At 46.8% G+C, this 20,852-nt stretch carries 13 protein-coding genes; 9 read left to right on the top strand and 4 right to left on the bottom strand.

The window, feature by feature from the left end; translation table 11 throughout:
* The first annotated feature begins 69 nt into the window (after window positions 1–69).
* From DXN05_RS00775 to porV, 5 genes are all read left to right on the top strand, one after another.
* Complete coding sequence (locus DXN05_RS00775) at window positions 70–3,165, top strand: TonB-dependent receptor (RefSeq protein ID WP_158559093.1); 3,096 nt, start codon at window positions 70–72, stop codon at window positions 3,163–3,165.
* Window positions 3,166–3,221: 56 nt separating this feature from the next.
* Window positions 3,222–4,520: a hypothetical protein gene (locus tag DXN05_RS00770; protein WP_116845310.1), complete on the top strand. Its 1,299-nt coding sequence runs from the start codon at window positions 3,222–3,224 to the stop codon at window positions 4,518–4,520.
* Between the two features lie 399 nt (window positions 4,521–4,919).
* On the top strand, window positions 4,920–5,618 hold the full coding sequence (locus DXN05_RS00765; RefSeq protein WP_116845309.1) for a hypothetical protein: 699 nt from the start codon (window positions 4,920–4,922) through the stop codon (window positions 5,616–5,618).
* Window positions 5,619–5,647: 29 nt separating this feature from the next.
* Window positions 5,648–10,117, top strand: a complete 4,470-nt coding sequence (locus tag DXN05_RS00760; RefSeq protein ID WP_147313801.1) for an MBG domain-containing protein — start codon at window positions 5,648–5,650, stop codon at window positions 10,115–10,117.
* 63 nt (window positions 10,118–10,180) lie between these two features.
* On the top strand, window positions 10,181–11,287 hold the full coding sequence (gene porV / locus DXN05_RS00755) for a type IX secretion system outer membrane channel protein PorV (RefSeq protein ID WP_116845307.1): 1,107 nt from the start codon (window positions 10,181–10,183) through the stop codon (window positions 11,285–11,287).
* A 183-nt stretch (window positions 11,288–11,470) separates the two neighbouring features.
* Here porV and DXN05_RS00750 read toward each other — a convergent pair whose 3' ends face one another.
* Window positions 11,471–11,773 (bottom strand): hypothetical protein, encoded by a 303-nt coding sequence (locus DXN05_RS00750; RefSeq protein ID WP_116845306.1) that lies wholly within the window; start codon window positions 11,771–11,773, stop codon window positions 11,471–11,473.
* Between the two features lie 200 nt (window positions 11,774–11,973).
* Between DXN05_RS00750 and DXN05_RS00745 the strand changes: the two genes are divergently transcribed.
* Genes DXN05_RS00745 through DXN05_RS00735 form a run of 3 tightly spaced genes read left to right on the top strand, consistent with a single transcriptional unit; the run spans window position 11,974 to window position 14,889 of the window.
* Window positions 11,974–12,588, top strand: coding sequence for a 3-keto-disaccharide hydrolase (locus DXN05_RS00745; RefSeq protein WP_116845305.1), 615 nt, complete (start codon window positions 11,974–11,976; stop codon window positions 12,586–12,588).
* Between the two features lie 58 nt (window positions 12,589–12,646).
* Entirely contained in the window at window positions 12,647–13,765 is a 1,119-nt protein-coding gene (locus DXN05_RS00740; protein WP_116845304.1) for a Gfo/Idh/MocA family protein, read from the top strand.
* Window positions 13,766–13,779: 14 nt separating this feature from the next.
* The gene (locus DXN05_RS00735) at window positions 13,780–14,889 is read left to right on the top strand and encodes a glycoside hydrolase family 76 protein (protein ID WP_116845303.1); all 1,110 of its coding nucleotides are present in this window, start codon (window positions 13,780–13,782) and stop codon (window positions 14,887–14,889) included.
* A 76-nt stretch (window positions 14,890–14,965) separates the two neighbouring features.
* Here DXN05_RS00735 and DXN05_RS00730 read toward each other — a convergent pair whose 3' ends face one another.
* The 3 genes from DXN05_RS00730 to DXN05_RS00720 all read right to left on the bottom strand — a co-directional run bounded on the left by DXN05_RS00730 (window position 14,966) and on the right by DXN05_RS00720 (window position 19,509).
* Complete coding sequence (locus DXN05_RS00730; RefSeq protein ID WP_116845302.1) at window positions 14,966–16,537, bottom strand: DUF6770 family protein; 1,572 nt, start codon at window positions 16,535–16,537, stop codon at window positions 14,966–14,968.
* 26 nt (window positions 16,538–16,563) lie between these two features.
* A complete protein-coding gene (locus DXN05_RS00725) occupies window positions 16,564–18,018 on the bottom strand; it encodes a M48 family metalloprotease (protein ID WP_116845301.1) in 1,455 nt (484 codons plus the stop codon).
* 327 nt (window positions 18,019–18,345) lie between these two features.
* Window positions 18,346–19,509: a glycoside hydrolase family 172 protein gene (locus DXN05_RS00720; protein WP_116845300.1), complete on the bottom strand. Its 1,164-nt coding sequence runs from the start codon at window positions 19,507–19,509 to the stop codon at window positions 18,346–18,348.
* 314 nt (window positions 19,510–19,823) lie between these two features.
* On the opposite strand from DXN05_RS00720, the gene DXN05_RS00715 reads away from it, so the two are divergent.
* Window positions 19,824–20,717, top strand: a complete 894-nt coding sequence (locus DXN05_RS00715) for a LysR family transcriptional regulator (protein ID WP_116845299.1) — start codon at window positions 19,824–19,826, stop codon at window positions 20,715–20,717.
* Window positions 20,718–20,852: the final 135 nt, after the last annotated feature.

Genomic DNA, 20,852 nt, shown 5'->3' with positions numbered 1-20,852 from the left:
CGGATAGCTGTGTGCATCTGCGTGCTTTTGATGTCTATTTTTTCAACAATTTCCTTTGCACAAACTGCTTTGTCATCTCTGAAAGACAAAGTGAGTGTTCAATTCGATGATGCAAGTGCAGCATCAGTACTGCAATCGTTACAGCAACAAACGACTTATACTTTTACTTTTGATAATACAGTGCTTAGAAGAGTTCCGGTACACGGGCTGGTGATGCAGAAAACAACACTGGGTGAAGTACTCAAATGGTTGCGTGATAATTGTGGTTTGCAGTTTTCCGTTACTGCGGCTAATAAAAATATAGGTGTATTAAAAGTAGCTGCACGTGCTGGTGTAAACGGGCGGGTGGATGGCCAGGTGCTGGATGAAAAAAACGGATCTCCGGTAATAGGTGCAACTGTGGTAATGAACAAACAGGGTGTTACCACCGATGTGGAAGGCCGTTTCAGTATAGTATTGCCGGCAGGTAATTACACGGCAGATATTACCTATGTTGGTTACAAGGGTAAGCGCATTACCGATGTAAATGTGATGCAGGATTCGGTAACCAGCATCAATGCAGCGCTTACGCCTGCACCGGGAACACTGGCAGGTGTATTAATCACTACCAGTCTGAAACGGGAAACGGTGGCCGCTTTATATACGCGCCAGAAAAACAATCTGGCTATTTCTGATGGCATTAGTGCAGAACAGATAAAGGCCACACCGGATAATAATGCTGCACAGGTACTGAAGAGAGTGAGTGGAGTGGTAGTGCAGCAGGATAAGTTTATCACCATCCGTGGTGTAAGTGATCGCTACAATAACGTGCTTATCAACGGTGCGCTGCTCCCCAGTACAGAGCCTAATCGTCGCAACTTTAGCTTTGATATTGTACCCAGTGCACTGATTGATAACATTGTGATCAATAAAACCGCTACACCCGATATGCCCAGTGAGTTTACCGGTGGTTTTGTGCAGATCAATACCCGTGATGTACCCGCTAAAAATTTCCTGCATATCACAATTGGTTCGGGTTTTAATACTGCCAGCGTGGGAAACGATTTTTTGAGCACCAAAAGAAGCCCGTCGGAGTATTTCGGAGCAGCAGGTGATAACCGTAAATGGTTTGGATCAGTTTATGATCCCAGGAAGTATGCAGCTGCGATAATTGCCAATGATACAGCATACATGCGTCATATCGGCAGCCGCATTCCAGACAATTGGCGCACGTACCGTTATCATTATACACCGGTGCAGAATTACCAGGTGGCGGGCGGTATGCTGCAACCGCTTGGTAATGGCCGTTCGGTTGGATTTACTGCTGCGCTTACGTACCGCAACGAACAATTAATGGAAGCGGGTGAAAAACGCAGCATACAGATTTTTGATTATGCTACCGAACGCTACCGCTTTAATACTGCCATCGGCGCGTTGCTGAATGGTGCCTGGAAAACGGCGCATCATCGCATTGCCTGGAAAAATTTATACAACAGGCGCTTAAGTAACCAGTATGATAATGATAATGGTTTAAGCTTTCTTAATGCGGGAACCGGCAGTGCTGAGGCAAGAACCTCATCTAACCTGCTGGTGAATACTTTATGGCAAACACGATTGGAAGGCGAGCATACCATTGGCCGGGATTTGCTGAAGGCTGACTGGTATGTGGATTACAATCACCTGAAACGCGATCAGCCAGACAGCAGGTATGGCAGAACCAGCTACAATGCAGGGTTACCTGTATATAATTTTAAAGAAACACCGCTGGTATGGGGAGGGTTGTTTGCATCGCAACTGGTAGAGGAAAGAAAAAATGCGGGCGTGAATTTGCAACTGCCCTTTACTATCGCCAATAACAAGCAGCTGATAAAAACGGGGTATGGTTATACAGAGAGAACGGCCGATTATACAGCCAGCGGCCTGCGCGCTATCAATCCTTATAAAGACGGTGGCGGTGGTGTATACAATAACTGGGTGGATGAGCAGGCAGGCAAACCCTATTATGCTATTGCAACACCACAGAACTTTAAGGATTACCACCTGTATTACCGGCCATCTTATGTGTTTGTAAACAGCACGGGTGATGGATACAACGGTAAGCAAACATTGCAGTCTGTATACCTGATGGGTGATTTCCGTTTGCTGCAACAGTTGCGTGTAGCGGGCGGGGTACGTTACGAAGGAAATAAAATGAGTGTACGTACGGTATACCAGTCGGGAAGTTCAGATACCATAAACACAAAGGGAGGACAGTTTCCGCTGGAAAAAAGCTGGCTGCCTTCTGCAAACATAACCTGGCAGATAACCAAACAAGTAAACCTGCGCGCTGCTTACAGCAAAACACTCGCAAGGCCGGATTTTGTAGAGCGCTCTTCGTTTATGTATTACGATTACCCTGAACAGTTATATGTATATGGCGATTCAGCTGTAAGAACTACGCATATTCAAAACTACGATGCGCGTATAGAATACTACCCGGGGGCAGGAGAGGTGCTGTCTTTCTCTGCCTTTTATAAAGATTTTACAGATCCTGTTGAACGTTTTTTTCTGCTGGGCAATCCCAATAGCAGCGTAACCTATAAAAACCTTGACAAGGCCAAAGTAAAAGGTATTGAACTGGATTTGCGCAAATCGCTTTCCTTCATTAACCCTGGTTCAGCCATACTGCGCAATTTCTTTTTCTCCGGAAATTTCAGCTACCTGAAGGGTAAGATAGAAACCTATGACAACCGTACCGACAGTACAGGAGCAATAAAAAAAGTAAAGGTTGAAGACAACCGCCCTGTACAGGGATTAACCCCCTATGTAATTAATGGCGGTTTAACCTATGCCGGGAAATTGTTCGGGTTTAATATCAGCTACAACCGCTTTGGTCGCCGCATTGTATACGGGGGCACTTACAGTGAATTAATACAGTATGAAAGTCCCAGGGATGTGGTAGACCTGCAGCTGAACTTCCAGTTAATTAAGCAAAAACTGGAACTGCGGGTGAACGCTGCCGATATACTGGCGCAGCCATTTGTGGTATACAGTAATACACTGCGTTCCTATAATGGCGTTACAGGCGGGTTCCAGGGCGACAACCACGATCCCAAAGGAGCAGGCTACAACGCAGATCTTGATTTTGTGAATTACAAAGTGCAACGCGGAGCCAATTACAGTTTTACGCTAACCTATAAATTATAACTATTACCTGTTCTGATAAGCATTTCATTATTATGTACAATTTTAAACATCTATCTATGAAAAAAATGGTATTAGCATTAGCTGTGACTGCTATTGCTGCCACTTCCTGCAAGAAAAACATGGACAAGCAGTTTGATGACCGCGCTTCTCATGCTGGTCCTTTCGTTGCAACTGTTACATTGCCTAACATTATCTCTGCCAACAGAACATTAACTGCTGATACCCTGTATCTGCTGAATGGCAAAGTGTTTGTAACAAACGGTGCCGAGCTGAAAATAAATGCCGGTTCACGTATTGAAGGTGTTAAGAAATCTGTTGCTGCTGATGCTTCTGCACTGGTTATCACCAGGGGTGCAAGCATCAACGCTGTTGGTACATCTGCAAACCCTATCGTGTTTACTTCACATGAAGCTACAGCGCATTCTGGCGACTGGGGTGGTGTAGTGCTGTTGGGTGCTGCTCCTATCAACAAACCTGATACTACCATTGAAGGTATTGTACCTGGCTCTACTGCTGTAGACGTTAAATACGGTGGTGGCGGACGTGGCCTGGGTGATCCTGATGATTACTCTGGTACCATCAAATATGCACGCATTGAATATGCAGGTGCTTCTATCGCTGCTGATAATGAACTGAACGGCCTTACACTGGGTGGTGTAGGTGCAAGCACTACACTGTCATTTATCGAAGTGATCTATGGCGCTGATGATGCTTTTGAATTTTTCGGCGGTACTGTAAATGCTGATCACCTGGTAGCTTATGCTCCGGATGATGATGCATTTGATACCGATTTCGGTTTCAGTGGTCAGCTGAGCTTTTGCGTGTCTTTGCTGAACCCAAGCAAAACTGCTTATTCTGCCAACCCTAACGGTACAGAAAATGACAATGATGGTACAGGTTCACTGGATGCGCCTCAGTCTCATCCTACTTATGACCACATGACTATCATTGGTATGGAAACCCTGACCCAGGCTAACGCCAAAGGCTTGCTGAATGGTGGCATCTTCCGCAGAAGAGGTTCTTATGCAGTAACCAACTCTGTTTTCATGGGCTTCCCTACAGGTATCGATAACAGCACTGGTGACAACGGTTCTACCGTTTCTTCCCAGTCTGGTAACATCGTTCATGCTTTCAGCACATTGTTCAACAACTTTGTATGGACTGGTGCTACAACATTTACTGATGCTTCTGCCAATGCTTCAATTAAAATGGTTGCTCCGTTTAACCTGACTGCACCTGATTTCAGGCCTAATACAGGTTCTCCGCTGGGCACAGGCACTACTTACAAAGGTGCCTTCCAGGCTGGTGTTACACCCTGGACTTCAGGCTGGACTACATGGCCTACCTGGAACTAATTCTTTCTTCCATGTTTATCAGCAACAGGTAATATTTAACCGGGAAGCATTCCAGCAGGAATGCTTCCTTTTAAAAAACAGGGTTGTAACCAGTAACCCTTGCAAAGGAGACTTTCGGGCTGGTATAAAACAATACACTGCGGGCCGGGTTGCCTGGCCTGCCTTGAATTAAGCAGCATCAAAAGCTGATGCTGACCAAGCCTGCCGGGGCTTCTTTTAAAACCGGCGAAAGAGGCCTTGTGTGATTGAAACAAGCTCGCGAAGGTATTTCTATGGCTATTCTATAGCAGGCATAACATAATAAGCTGCCTGCGAAGCCACATAAAATGAAAACAACATCACTACATATCTGGCTGGTTGCTATAGAAAGGCAAACAGCATCGCTAAAAAATGAGAACAATGGAACATTGCCGTAAGATAACACATGAATTATGGCTACTTATTGCAGTTATAGTGCTGCTTGCCTCCTGCTCGAAAGGAGAACCGGTAACAGCGCAATCCTATGCAAAGTTTGCTTTCAGGGCCGCAACAATTGACCCTGTTACGTATCGCGTATGGTTGAATGATGCAATGATTACAGACAAATTGTATGGGCCGGATGGAAGGGTAGATACCACCATCTTCTTTACAGATCCGCAGATGCATATACGCATGGAAAACAGTATAACAGGCAAGGTGGTGGTTGATACGTTATACACCGCCAAAACCAATGCAGTGAATTATTTTTCGGTGTACCAACCGGTTGCAGGTGCAGAACCATTTTATGTAAAACCCGGTAAAAATGATACGCTGCCGGTTTTGGGCACAGTGAAAATGCGTTTTGTATATAATACCACGCAGCTGCCGGATTCTGTGTGGGTTAAATTCGATGCCATTTATGGATCACCGGATAGTGTGTTGCTGCACAGGTATGAATATTCCCCCTGGAAAACTTTCAGCACAACGAAAGGATTTGCGCTGTCACTATTCGTAGTAGACGGATCTGGTAAAAGCAATGCTGAGTTAACCAGGATCCCTGTTTATGATGCAGATATTGACAGGTATAGCCTGAATATCGTTTTGCTTAACCTGAACACCATTCTTCAGAATCTATATTAATTCAACCGTTTCACTATTAAAACACGTTTGTGAAAAAAAATCTTTTCTTACTACTGGCTGTGATTTTTATGCTGCCGGTAATGCTGGCAGCACAAAGCTTAACCGAAATATACCTGCCACAGTATGCGGTAACTTCAAACAGTTCCCTGGTAGCGGTAAATACGCCTTTTGTTTTCAGGCTAAAGCTGTCTGGTCTGCAGCCCGGTACCACCTATTTTTATTTCAACAGCGGCGTTACCCTCACTGCAGTAGCAACCAACAACGGCATTGGTTCTACTATCAATGTCAACGCACCAGGTTTTCAATATTTTAGCAACACGCCCAATTTCAATACCCCGGGAAGTTATGCAACACTGACTACTGATGTCAATGGCGAGTATACCGGCTGGTTTGTGCTGGATATCGGCGGTCGTTATAACAGCCAGTTTGCTGATGGCGCACAGTTCAGGATACGTGTTCTGCTTAACGACGGGAACGGCGGTACAACGATTAAAACCCGTCTTACCACAACCAGTGCAGTAACCTCCCTCTTTGCAGGAGATGATGTGGCACATTGCACCGGCGTGCGTAGTACAGCTGTTACGGGCGCAACACCGAAAAATTTTGTATTGTTATGGGATAAGGCAACGCCCGGCGCAGGTGACAGGCCCATTGCAGGAAGTTATATTGAAGATGCCGGCATTCCCGCAACAGAAAGCAATATTGTAAATGATTACCCTGCCTTTTATCAGCAGTATGTGATCGGGAAAAATGGCACATGGGGCACATTCATACCCAATAATCTTTCGACCGGTATTGTTAAAATTGCAGAATACAGTTTTTCCGGCGGCACAGAAGTAAGCAGCAAGGCTTCTGCTGATGGCAGCTGGCCTGGTACTGATGGTGGCATAGCCAATACCGCCAATGCCAGCGGCGCTGATGTTACCGAACTGGTGATCGACGGGTCTGGCGGCGGTGTTAAGAAACAGGATCAAACGATCAGTTTCGATCCGTTGCCCACCGGTAAAAAAATCGGTGATGCTGATTTCTCATTAAGTGCGCAGGCTTCTTCCGGTTTGCCGGTAGGCTTTACGAGCAGCGATGCCAATGTAGCGGAGATTACCACCGATGCCGGCAGCAACCTGGTGGTGCATATCACCGGCCGCGGCACCACGACTATTACAGCCAGCCAGCCGGGAGATGCAAAATTTAATGCAGCACCTGCACAAACACAAACGCTGGCAGTTGACGGCACGCCGCAAACATTGTCTTTTTCCCTTGCATCACCGGTAAACCAGGACGATGCGGATATATTGCTGAATGCTACCAGCACCGCAACCGGAGTGCCTGTAACCTATACCAGCAGCAATACAGCAATAGCCACAATTGTAACCAGCAATGGCAAACAATACCTGCATTTAACAGGTAACGGAACAGTATCTGTTACTGCAGCGCAAAATGGTACATCCGTGTACAACCCTGCAACGCCGGTAACCGTAACAATTGTGGTGACGCCGGGTAAACTGGTGCAGGCACTGGCTGTTAACTTTACATCGCCTAAAATAACCGGTGATGCTGATTTCCCGGTAAGTGCATCGAGTGATGCGGGCTTAACCAATTTTGCCTACAACAGCAGCAACCCTGCTGTAGCTTCGGTAGATGCACAGGGCAACGTACACATTTTTTCAGCAGGCACAACAGATATCACTGTTACCGAACCCGGTGACGCTACCTATAAAGCAGCAACTATTACCAAAACACTTGTAGTTAACAAGGCTGCCAACAACATTACCTTTGCCAATTTCGGGACAACAAAAACATATGGCAACGCTTCTGAAGCATTAGATGTAACTGCTACAGCGGCAGACCTTGTAACGGTTAGCAGCAGTAATACCAGTGTGGCCAGCGTAAGTAAAAATGCGCTGAACCAGTGGGAGCTTTCCATCACAGGCGCGGGTACTGCTGTTATTACTGCCAGCGCCAATGCCACAGCTAATTACGAAGCTGCAACACCGGTAAGTTACACGCTTACGGTAAGCAAAGCACCGCTGCAGGTAATCGCTGATGATAAAAGCAAGCTGCCCGGTGCTGATTTACCTGCGTTTACCTGGCATGCAAACGGATGGGTGTACAACGACAATGAAGTCTTGCTGAACGGGCTGGTACAACTTAACTGCAGTGCAGATAAAAATTCACCTGCAGGTAATTATGCAATTACCATTCAGCAAAATCTCACGCTGGCCAACTATACTATCTCTTATAAAAACGGCAATTTAAGTGTATCAGATATTGCGTTCAACCCTATCAATCCCCGCGTGTATGGCGATGCGCCGTTTAACCCCGGCGCAACCGCCGCAAGCGGTTTAGCACCTGTATACAGCAGCAACAATCCTGCAGTTGCCGTGATTGACGGCAATGGCAATGTGGCCATAAAAGGCGCGGGCTCGGCTACCATTACTGCAAGCTTTGATCCCGGCAACGGCAACCCTGCAGCTACGGCTTCGCAAGTGCTTACCGTGAATAAAAAACAGGTAGATGTTACTGTTGACAATGCCAGCCGTGTGTATGGTACAGCCAACCCTGCTGCTTATACCATGCATTACAGCGGCCTGGTAAACGGTGAAACAGAAACAGTATTCACTGCGCCGGCGGTGGCGGCTGTTAATGCCAATATTGCTTCTCCATCAGGTGTGTACGCCATCAGCCTGTCTGGCGCTGCAGCAGCCAACTACAGCTTCAGCTATACCAATGGTACACTTACGGTAACAAGGGCCGCGCTTATAGTTACGGCAGATAACAAAAGCAAAACCTATGGCCCGGCTTTGCTGCCTGTGCCCACGTACAGCATTACCGGCTGGGTGCTCAACGATGGCCCTGCTTCGGTTAGCTTTTTTGTACAGGCCAGCCATACCGTACCTGTAACCACCGGCGCCGGCGCCTACAACATTGACGTAACCGGTGTTGCGGCTACAGCCAACTACAATATCAGTTATGTGCCTGGTACCTTAACCATCGGTAAGGCAGCACTCACCATTGCTGCCAATAACCAAACACGTAACAGGGGAGAAGACAACCCCCGGTTTACAGTAAACTACAGCGGTTTTGTAAATGGTGATGATGCCTCTAAACTGGCAGTGCCAGTAGCTGTTGCTACTACTGCCCAAAAAGATTCTCCTGCAGGTACCTACGATATAATACCTTCCACAGCTGCGTCTGACAACTACAATATTGCATTTGTAAATGGCACACTCACGGTAAACAATGCACAGATTATTACCTGGAATCCTTTCTCTGCCATGACTTATGGTGATGCACCTTTCGATCCTGCTGCTGTATCTGATGCAGGCGGTTCTCCTGTATATACAACAGATAACCCGGCTGTCGCCATAATCGAAAACGGGAAAGTACGCATTACCGGTGCAGGTACAGCCAGCATCACTGCTGTTTTTGCGGCAACGGGGGCATACCCGGTAACGATGGTATCACAGCGTTTAACGGTTTTACGCAAACCGCTTACCATAACAGTGCCCAACTACACCAAAAAGCAGGGACAGCTTAACCCGGCGTTTGCATTAACCTATAAAGGCTTTGTAAACAACGACGATAACACGGCATTCACCACCCAGCCAACGGTAAGTACTGCTGCCGGTACCAATTCGCCTGCAGGTTACTATCCTATAACTGTAAGCGGTGCTGTTTCTCCCAGTTATTCGTTTACGTATGTACCCGGTACGCTTACAGTATTGCCGCCGCTGAAAGACAATATCATTGACTTCCCCGGTTTGCCGGTGCTTACCTACGGCACCCCGGACTATACGTTGATAGCGGGTGCAAGTTCAGGGCTGCCTTTGGTGTTTACCAGCAGCGATACCAGTGTTGCAGTGATTGACAACAATCGTGTACATATCAAAAAATTAGGTACAGTCAGCATTACAGCCAGCCAGTCGGGCGACAATGTTTATCTCCCTGCCCAGGATGTGGTGAAGCCACTGGTAATTGTAAAAGGAATATTAACCATCACTGCCGACAGCATATACAAGCAACAGGGCGATAACAACCCTACGCTGGTAATCCGTTACCAGGGTTTTGCGCCAGGCGAAGATTCAAGTATACTGCCTGTGCTGCCTGCAGCAACTACAACAGCGGTGAAAGAATCACAGGCAGGCACCTATACCATTGTGGTTAACGGGCCTGCGGCAACGGAAAATTACGCGATCCGTTATGGCAATGGTGTATTAACCGTATTACCGCCTGCAGGTTTAAAAGAAGATTATCTCTCTGCATGGTGTAACAGCGCCGGTAACCTGCGTGTAAACGTAAACCTGCAACAGGCCGGTAAACTGCACCTGCAGCTGTTCGATATCAGCGGCAAACGCCTGAACGACCTGGAGATAGCCGGCATAGCAGGCGCCAATACCTACAATATCCCGGTGCAGCGTTATGCAGCCGGTATGTATATGGTGCGGGTAATTACGGCAAACGGAAATACGCTTAAATCAAAAGTGTTTATTGTTCACTAAATAGTATCTGCAGCCCTGCCGCACACATTAGGCGGGGCTGCCTTACAACTGAAAACTGCAGTAATGAAACGGATAAAAATGAATCGTTGCACACTCTTTATACTGGCTGGTTTTGTATTGTCCTCTGCACATGCACAAAAATCAGCCATCAACGCAACCACTACGGCTGTGCCCTTTCTTAAAATATCGCCCGATGCACGCAGCGGGGGTATGGGCGATGCGGGTATTGGTTTGAGCGCCGATGCAAACAGTGTTTTTTACAATGGCGCTAAAACAGTATTTGCTGCATCAAAAGCAGGCATCGCCGCCACGTATACACCGTGGATGAAAGATATAGCCGATGATATGTACATGGCCACACTGGCTGGCTACAAACAGCTGGATGAAGAGCAGGCGCTCACAGGATCGGTACGGTATTTTAACCTCGGCAACTGTAATGTGATCAACTACAATGGCGATCTGCTGTCAACTGCCCATCCGCGTGAGTATGCGTTTGACCTGGGTTATGCGCGTAAAATAAGCCGTGTATTCAGTGCAGGCGTTGCACTGCGTTATATTCATTCAAAACTGGCCACCGGTTCTTTAAACGGCAGCAGTTATAAAGCAGGCACTGCAGTGGCTGCGGATCTCTCTGTGTTTTACAATGGGGTGAAAGAAAATGGCGGAGGCTGGACAGCTGGCTTCTCACTCAGCAATCTCGGTTCCAAAATCGGTTACACGAACGATAATACCAGGAAAGACTTCCTTCCCGCCAATCTCGGTATCGGCACTGCTTATACAGATGTATGGGATGATCAGAACCGCTTCACCATTGCACTGGATGTAAATAAATCGCTGGTGCCAAAGGTGCCCGATGCAACGGAAAGCATGAATGCGTATTACAACAAAGGCGTGATAGATGGCGTGTTTAATTCGTTTAACAACAATGCCTGGTCAATGGGCCTGGGTATGGAGTATGCGTATGATCAGCGCCTGTTTGTACGTGGTGGGTACAGCACGCAAACCTATGCTGCAGGCAACTGGCAGTACGTAACAACCGGTTTGGGTTTACGCTACGATATTGCGACCATCAATTTCTCTTATTTTATTCCCACGGGAGATAAGGTAAACCGCAATCCGCTGGCCAATACCATCCGTTTTGGGGTTCTGTTTCAATTGTACGGTAAATAGGGAACCGTTGTTGAAAAATAGTGTTGGATGTAAGAAAAAAGGGGCTGTAGATACAGCCCCTTTGTAATTATTTCATTATTATGTACACCTCAAAAATAAGCTGAGATTATTTAAAGTGATTATCCTCTAAACTTAATATTTTATTAAAATACTACCGCAACAGTATCCGGGATGCTATCTCTTTTAAGCGATCAGGTTAAAGGATACAAAAGTGATGGTTACACTCACGCAAATCAGTCCCAGCAGAAATACATAATCTGCTATTTTCTCCATCCGCTCACTGCGCTGCTCATTATTTGAGCGCATGGATAAAAAAGACAACAGGCAACTGGCCATGAGCAGCATGGAGGCAATACCGGTGCTGTCATCGATAATGGTTGCATGGTTAAAATGCGCTACTTTAATAGATGTGAGTACAATTAAACAAAACCCGAGCAGATTGGTAGAGGTATTGAGTATATGCGGCGATTTGCTTTTAACAGACATGTACGTTGAAATTGGTGCGAAAAGATACAGGAATAAACAACCGTTTACCCCGGTACAGCTGGTTTACCGGCAATTTTAACGTTTGATTCATCCGGACTTGCAGCTGCTTTTGCCGCCGTTTTTTCGTTGCTGAATAAATTTTAGCAGCCTGTAGTTGCATTTTTGCGGTTAACTTACGGCTACACGTAAAAGATGCATCTATGAAATTGATCCCGCAACTGCTTCAACGGCTGCTACTGGCCGGTTGTTTTGTACTGGCTGCCACTGCCGGTTTTGCTCAGTCCCAATCACTGTTTAATGGTAAAAATCTTGATGGCTGGAAGATTTACGGCACCGAAAAATGGTATGCCGATCAGGGTGAGCTGGTGTGTGAAAGCGGGCCGGATAAGGAATACGGGTACCTCGGTACCAACCAGTCGTTCAAAAATTTTGAATTAACACTCGAGTTTAAGCAGGAAGCCAATGGCAACAGCGGTGTGTTTTTTCATTCTTCGATAGAAGGCACCAAAATTACGGGCTGGCAGGCAGAGGTAGCGCCTCCGGGTTTGCATACCGGCGGCATCTATGAATCGTATGGCCGTGGCTGGCTGATACAACCTGCACCTGAAAAAGAGCAATACCTGAAAATGGGCGAATGGAACACCATGAAAGTGCGTGTGCAGGGCGATTCGGTTACCACCTGGCTCAATGGTCATGAAATGATTCAATTGAACGATGCTAAAATTGGCGCTGCAGATGGCCAGCTGGCTTTACAAATACATGCAGGCGGCGGCATTAAAGTGCGCTGGCGCAACATTATGGTTACACCGCTGTAATAATGTGTAAGCACTTACATAATCCGCACATTAAACACTTAACATAAAATGGTTTGATATGAACACACGTCGTGATTTTTTACAAAAGCTGGCTGGTTCTACCATGGCCTTTTCCCTATTAACAGCAGTTGCACCATCCTGCGCCGGTGCGGCTGAACAAGCCTATGACGGCCCTTTGCTGCGCGTGGCTATTATGGGATTGGGCGGTTACGGCACCCGTGTGGCTGAAGCCATGCAGGCCTGCAAAAAAGCAAAGCTGGTAGGTGTTATCAGCGGCACGCCTTCCAAAGTAACTGCATGGCGCGCCAAATACAATATCCCTGAAAAAAACTGTTACAACTACGACAACTTCGATAAGATAAAAGACAATCCTGATATTGATGCTGTGTATGTGATTACGCCCAATGCCCTGCATCACGACCAGGTAATACGTGTAGCGCAGGCCGGTAAACACGTGATTTGCGAAAAGCCCATGGCGCTGAATGCCAAAGAAGGAGAAGAAATGGTGGCTGCCTGTAAAAAAGCGAATGTGCATTTGCTGGTGGGGTACCGCATGCATTTTGAACCGCACACGCTGGAGATTATCCGCATGCGCAAGGCCGGTGAGTTTGGGCAAATCCTGTTTTTCCAGGGACTGTCTGGTTTTGCCATCGGCGACCCCACGCAATGGCGTTTAAACAAACAGCTGGCTGGTGGTGGGTCTTTAATGGATATCGGCATTTATTCCATCAATGGTTCGCGCTATATGACGGGTGAAGACCCTGTGTGGGTTACTGCAGAAGAAACCAAAACAGACCCACAGAAGTTCAAAGAAGGGGTAGATGAAACCATCCAGTTTCAGCTCGGCTTTCCCAGTGGTGCAGTGGCCTCCTGCCTTAGTACATACAGCATGAATAACCTGGACCGTTTTTTCCTGAACGGCACGCGGGGTTATGCAGAACTGTTTCCTGCAACCAATTACGGTCCCATACAGGGGCGCACACACAAAGGCGAGATCAACCAGCCGGTGGTTACCCACCAAACCGTGCAAATGGAAGAGATGGCCGGTATTATTCTCGAAGGAAAACAGCCGGTTGTACCCGTGAACGGCGAAGAAGCTGTGAAAGACCTTAAAATCATCGATGCCATTTATCTTGCAACACAAACAGGCAAAAAAGTGCCTGTAAACCTGGTATAAACTTTATTTATTGTATGCTCATGCGTATTTACTTTATTAATCTGCGCCAAAAGGCTGCGAGTGTTTTTATTTTACTGTTGTTAAGCACTGCTGCGAAAACCCAATCTGTTACAGCAAAAGATATTGCCCGGCAGATGAACAGTAATGTGTTTCACTATTATTACGACAGCGCCAACCAGCTGTTCACTGAAAAGGAACAGCATTACCAGGGCGATAAACCGCACAGTTACCTATGGCCGCTTTGCGCACTGCTGCAGGCTGCCAATGAGTGGGAAGCGCTATACCCGAAAGATGCTGCCATGCAAAAGATCATGCTGGCTGTAAAACAGTATTACGGTAACAAACCGCCTGTGCCGGGTTACGAGGCGTATGTAATTAAGGAAGGCGGCGACGACCGTTTTTATGATGATAACCAGTGGCTAGGCATCTCTTTTATTGATGCTTACCAGCGTACACACAACAAGCAATGGCTGTCTGCAGCGCAGGTCATCTACCGCTTTATGATGACAGGCTATGATACTGTTTCGGGCGGTGGCTTGTACTGGAAAGAAGGAGACAAAACCACTAAGAACACCTGTTCTAATGGTCCGGGTGCAGTGCTCGCGCTGCAGCTGTACAGGAGCACGAAGGATACGGCTTACCTGCACACAGGACTTTCCCTGTACAACTGGGCTGTGGCTACATTGATGAGCCCGGAAGGCTTGTTTTACGACAATATCAGGCTGCCTGCCAAAACCATTGCCAAACAGTTTTACACCTACAACAGCGGCACCATGCTGCAAAGTGCCGTGCTGCTGTACGAAATAACTGCCGACAAAAAATACCTGCAGCAGGCACAGCAAATGGCGGCTGCAGCCTATCACCAGTTTTATAAAGAGGGGCTGTATCCATCCAATTACTGGTTTAATGCAGTATTGCTGCGGGGCTACGAAGAGCTGTTTAAAGCAGACCATAACCCGCTTTACCTGCAATCGTTTCAGCAGTACCTGCAAAACGCCTGGGCCAAACAAACTGACGAGCACAAACTGGCCGGAACCAAAAAAGAAAAGCTGCTGCTGGATCAGGGCGGTTTGCTGGAAATAGCGCTGCGTATGGCGCGGCTGGAACCGCAGTTGGCTAAGTAATTGCCGTTATCATTCAAGGATAAAAGAAAAGGTCTTCCCATGCGGGAAGACCTTTTTGCTAATACAGGCGGTTTTGTTACAGCGATTCAATGGAAACAGTGGTCGATTTTTCTTTTTCATTGTATTCCGACACCATAATATGGCCCTCTTTTGCAGGGTAAACGGTAGTGGTTATGTCACCGTCTTTTCTCTGAATGGTACGTACTACCTTGTTTTGCGCCACGTTGTAAATAAGAATCTTCTTTTTATCATAGTCAATTAGGTAAGTTGTTTTGGTATCGGCATCAGCTACGGTATTAAATTTCCGGATATAAGAATATTCTGAATAAAACATACGTGCGGGTCGATAGCCTGTATGATAGCCCGGAAAGGTGGTGACAATTGATAATTTTCCTTCTTTATCAAGTTTCAGCAGCAGACCGTCTGTAAATTTTGTTTTTTCTGTTCCTGTGTTAAGAATGATCAGCGGCGGAAGGATAAGCGGTGCAGTAATGATAGACGAAGCAATACAACCCCACCGCGGGCTTTTTACCATGCCAGATGCAGCAAAATAGGTATTGCCATCGTAATCGCGAAAAGCACTGCTCATCCTGGCATAGGTTTCTGCGTCTTCAAAATAGCCTTTCCTCGATATGCCGGGTATCAACGGATGCTCCATGCCGTTCCAGTAGGTGTATTGTTCGTGAATGTCACTTTTTGAAGGCCCGTCGATGTAAATAGTGAATACACCTGAGTACATGCCTTTGATAATGCCCTTGCCGGTAAACCAGAATTGGGAGTAGCGCTTATTAATAATATTGCCTGCAATGTATGGGCGGCCTGTGCCGGGGTCAACATCAAAGGCCAATACTTTTAATGCGTTACCCTGGTCGTCATTCAGCTTCATCCCGGGCAGCTTGGTGTTATTGAGCGTGTTGTAGCCGAATAATTCATAGCCACCTTCATAAGGCGTTTGGTTATCAGTGTTCCATTTAAGAAAGTACACTGCGTAACCGCAAACAAGCATATGGCTGTAAATTTCAGGCAAAAAGGAGGTGTGCCAGGTTTGTTCGCCCCTGGTGTTATAGGTTACCAGGCTGGCGTTGCGTTCATCGCTGTAGAAAAGCGCAAAGCCTTTTTGTGAGATGTTATGAAGCTCAATCTCGCGTTTCAATTTAACGGGTCCGCGGTGTTGCGCGTCTATCATTGGAGGCGTATGTTCTATTTCAACCTTGATGCGGTTAGTTGCAATAATCTTCCCGCTTAAATCAACAAATTGTGTAAGTACATTTTCGTCTTCCGTATCCTTTTTCTTGCGGTACTCCCTGCGGGAATAATCTGATTCGATGAGGTTACTCTGCAGATAACCGAGGCAAAGTACATCCTGTTCAATCGCTACGCTTTGCAGGAACAATTTCTTTTCACTAAAAAGCACGGTGCCAATATCATTCAGGTTTTCATCCATTATATTGATTTTATAATGGAATGAATCTGCATTTATCTTTTCAAGTTTAGTGAAAGCAAGATAACCTACCAGTGATTTGCCCTGCATAATGGGCATGGTGGTAGAGGACATGCCGTCACTTACTTCTTTGAATACTTTTTTCTGCGCAGGTGTAAATAATGGTAGGCTTAACAATAATGCTGCTGCCAATACAATTTTCTTCATTTTTTATTAGTTGGGTTGTTGGTTGATTAGTGTTGCTCAAAACCGCTGGCCAGCTCGTAATACATGCTTCCCTGGTAGCTATCTTTAAAGGTTTTCGCAGCTTCCGCTTTGTGTTTGCCACTGTCGTCAGGATCGAGGGCCAGCGTAGACAGGAAGTTTTTAAACGCCTTCTCGTCTGGAGCAGCCTGCTGCCAGAAGCCCGCGCTGTTCAGTGTTTTGCAGTATTGCTCAAGGCTTTCGCGTGGCATTTGTTCCAATGCTGTTTGTAACGCATAATAGTCTTTTGATATGTACTCTTTCGGGGTTATGCCAATGGCATTAAAACGGTGCAGTTCCCTATCGGCATAGTACAGGCCGGCAAATACATTGTTCAGCATAAAGTCGTACCAGGTATCGGCAGTGCCGTTGTCTTTTTCCAGTAGTATGCGGTAGAGGCAGGCGGTTAAGGCGCCATTGTCGTAAATAGTCCACAGCAGCATTTTGTTTGCCTTGGCATGAATGGCGGCTGGTATGGGTGTTAGTACAGCGTTGGTTTGTGTAAGTGCCAGCGTTTGTTGATAGCGTTTTACACAATCCGGGTGTGTTTTCAGCGAATCGTCAAGCGAAGACGTGTCTTTAAAACTGTAGTTCCTGGCAGAGAGGCCGCGGCCGCGTTTTTGTGTCCATGCTTCTTCAAAACCGAGCTGGTAGGCATCAAAATACGTTTTTACGGGTGTACGTAAAGCTTGCTTGTACTTGCTGTCGGCACTGTCGAGGTGCAGGAAGAAGTTGGCGTTAAAAGCGATGTTGCTTTTCTGCAGCAGCAGCACGGCGAGTGAATCTGCATCACTTTCGTGGTAACGCTGGTGTTTGCTCCTGCTGAATGAATAGTTTTCCAGTACTTTCCGCAAACGGGTAAGGCGCTCGTATTTTGAATCGAGTACCTCGTTCATCGATTTCTTGTACTCGTCGGAGGTAATCCATTCGGCACGCTGCTTAATTGCATTGTCTGCATGGTTCAGCAGGTTGTGCGACAGTTCGTGCGCCACTGCCAGGGCCAGTTCTTCGCGCGACTTTGCAAATGCAATAATGCCGAGGTTTACGGCAATTATGTTATGACCAATGGCATAGGCATTTACCGATGGGCTGCGATCAACAAACAACATGGGTTTGGCAGTAAAACGTTCTTTGTTACCGGCAACCAGCTGGTCAACGATTTGTTGCACATAGGCAAACACCTCATTGTCGTGTACATAGTTGTTTTCGTTGACGGCATTGATGAAGAAGGTCGTTTGTTCATCCCAGATTTCCCTGAATTTGCGCTGTGTTTCCCTGATGCTGAACACAGGCGGGCATTCCATTGCCTTCTTCAGGGAATCAGTTTGTTTAGCATAAAATTGTTTGGATAGTTGCTGGTAGGTATACAGCGAATTGTTCTGGGCTTTAGCCATGCTGCCTATACAGCATACAATAAACAGCAGCCAGGTTCTGTGCCTGTGCATATAGAAGGGTTTGGTTGAAAATTAAGGGTTGTGCCTGCTTTTGAAGCGTAGCGGGCCGCAATATAAATGGTTTTACATTAATTTGATTGTGGCCCGTTAAAAAACGGAGAGGTTGTGTGAATCGGCAGTCAATATCGTTTAGTTAAGCATATTTGATATTTTTAACCGCAAAGAGCGCAAAGGGAAAAGCCGCAAAGTTCACAAAGAAACCGTTAACTAAACGACATTGAATCAACAGTCTGAATACATCGACAATCGAGAATCGACAGTCGAGACTATCTTAGCGAATTGGATGGCAAGGATCGACCATTCAACCCTTTAGCCATCCTAATTGACTTCCCTTGCGTCGTTTGAAGGTAGGGCAGGGAAGGAGTGATGCGGTTCGGTCTGGTACCAGTAGGCAACAGAAGCAATATCATCCTGCAAAGGAAGATAACGGCCATCATGACGCCAGCCCAGGGCTTGTATGGTTACTTTTAAATTGCTGCTGAAACGGATGGGATCGGTGATGTGCCAGCGGTATAGTCCGAAGCGTTGCATTACGTCGTAATGCCCGTCGCCTTTTATTACCTGGTGCATGCCGCTGTAAGGACTACAGAAGGGTGTATACGCTGTTGTTTCAATGCCTGCAGCGTTTTTCTGGCGCGTATCAAAATCATACGATCCGCAGAAATAATCTTCTGTTCCTGTGCCTGCAATGGTAGGGAACTGCTGATCGCCATCCATGAAAAACTTTATCTCGCCTTCTCCCCACCAGCCATTGCTGTGCACGCCATAGGCCAGGTACGTGCCTACATAATGGCCGCGGCCGGTGATGCTGTCTACCAGTGTGTAATTGGCTTTATATGGCAGCGGGTTCTGCCGCCTGAACTGTGCATGAAAATAAGCGGCATCATCCGGTACTTCGGTAAGCACATAATCTACCTGGTAATACAATACCATGTCTTTGTCGTCCATGTTCTCCATGGTAATACGGCATTTTTTACGGAAGGGCATAGGCCAGTAGCAATTAAATGCACTGCCGGGATTTACCGCTACTGCCAGTGACTGCAATGGTGCATACTTTAACCAACCCATACAGAAGAAATCACCCACGGGTGCTTCTACTGAAGGCGTGGTTTCATCGTCCCAGTAAAAACGCAGAATGGTATTGCGCCAGTTACCTGTAGGCGTCATCCAGATATGCTGCACTGAGCCGGGGCCGCTGATATCAGCGATGGTATAGGTTTGCCTGGACTTAATTACCACACTCGGACTGATTTTCCAGCCCTGTCCCAGGTCGCGGGCGGCATTGGCGCCTGTGCCGGTAGTGGCCATACCGCCTTTACCTTTTTCACCGTTGAAATTCTCGGGGCTGATGGAGCGGCTTTGTGCGTTGGACAATCGGTACAGGTTGCCCATGTTTACGTCGATTCCATTGAAGTGCTGTTGTGCAAAGGTGGTGGAGAGCAGCAGTGTGCAGCAAAGGGTGGCAAGCAGTTTTGGTTGCATAGGTTTTTGTTTACATGAGGGAAGCAGGATAAATGTAGGAAGAAATCGGCAGCCGTCAATTGTGAGTGAACTTAGCGAGTACCAATTTTCGAGAATCGGGACATCGACAGTCGGATTAAGCGGCCCGATGAATGAAGCGAAGGTTGGTTGGCTGTGGGGACACAGCCAACGGCACACGCTGAGGGGCTTAGCCAACGGTATGCAGGGGCAGCAGTAAAGATGATTGAGTAGGAAATACTGCCGCTGGCTTAATGCCAAACAAGCTTGCAACTATAAGCTATTCCGGGTTCACTGCTTTTTTGTTACTTTAGGAGATGTTATTTGATTTCAGATTACAGGTTTTTCGTACGGTGGCGCTGCGGCTGAATTTTACCAAGGCGGCCGAGGAGCTGTTTATTACGCAGCCTGCGGTAACCAAACATATTCATGAACTGGAAAGCCATTTCAAAGTGAAGTTGTTCGACCGTAATGGCACGCGCATCCGGCTTACTTCTGCCGGAGAAGTGCTGCTGCAGCATACCGAGCAGTTGTTTGCCGTGTACCGCAACATCGAGTTTGATATGGGCGACCTGGTAAAACAACACAATGGCAAATTGCAGCTCGGCGCAAGTATGACCATTGCGCCTTACATATTGCCGCCCATTCTTGCTGCGTTTCACCGTAAATATCCTGCCATAAAAGTGAATCTTACCAGTGGCAATACCCAGCACATGGAGCAGGCGCTGGAACAAAAATCCATTGATCTCGCTGTGGTGGAAGGTCGCTCGCGTAATCAGAATATCCGCTACACCGAGTTTCTGAAAGATGAAATTGTACTGGTCAGTAACATACAGCATCCCTGGGCCAAAAAAGATTACCTGAAGCCTGAAGAACTGAAACAGGTTCCCCTGCTGCTGCGCGAGCCAGGCTCGGGCACACAGGAGGTGCTGGAACATGCACTGAAACAGATTGGTATTAAGGTGTCGCAACTGCAAACGGAAATGCAGCTGAACAGTACCGAGATTATTAAAGCTTACCTGCTGAGTGCACCGTGTATGGCGTTTTTATCTGTGCACGCAGTGCTGAAGGAATTACAAAACAAGGAATGTCGCATTGTGCCTGTAAAGGGACTACAAATAGAACGCAATTTTTACTTCGCCCGCATGCAGGGGCAGTCAGAAGCCCTGCCGGAGCTGTTTATGAAATTCGCATCTCATTACAATGGTTGAATGGTTTAATTGTTTTATGGTTGCAATGAGCATTTAATAATCTGACCATCAGGTAAACAATGTCTTTATTTCACGCAAAGATCGCAAGGGGGCAAGGCCGCAAAGGCATAAACGAAGCGTTTGACTAAACAAGAC

Source organism: Deminuibacter soli (assembly GCF_003412455.1).
Classification (GTDB): Bacteria; Bacteroidota; Bacteroidia; order Chitinophagales; family Chitinophagaceae; genus Deminuibacter; species Deminuibacter soli.
This window is presented reverse-complemented; position numbering and strand designations above follow the sequence as displayed.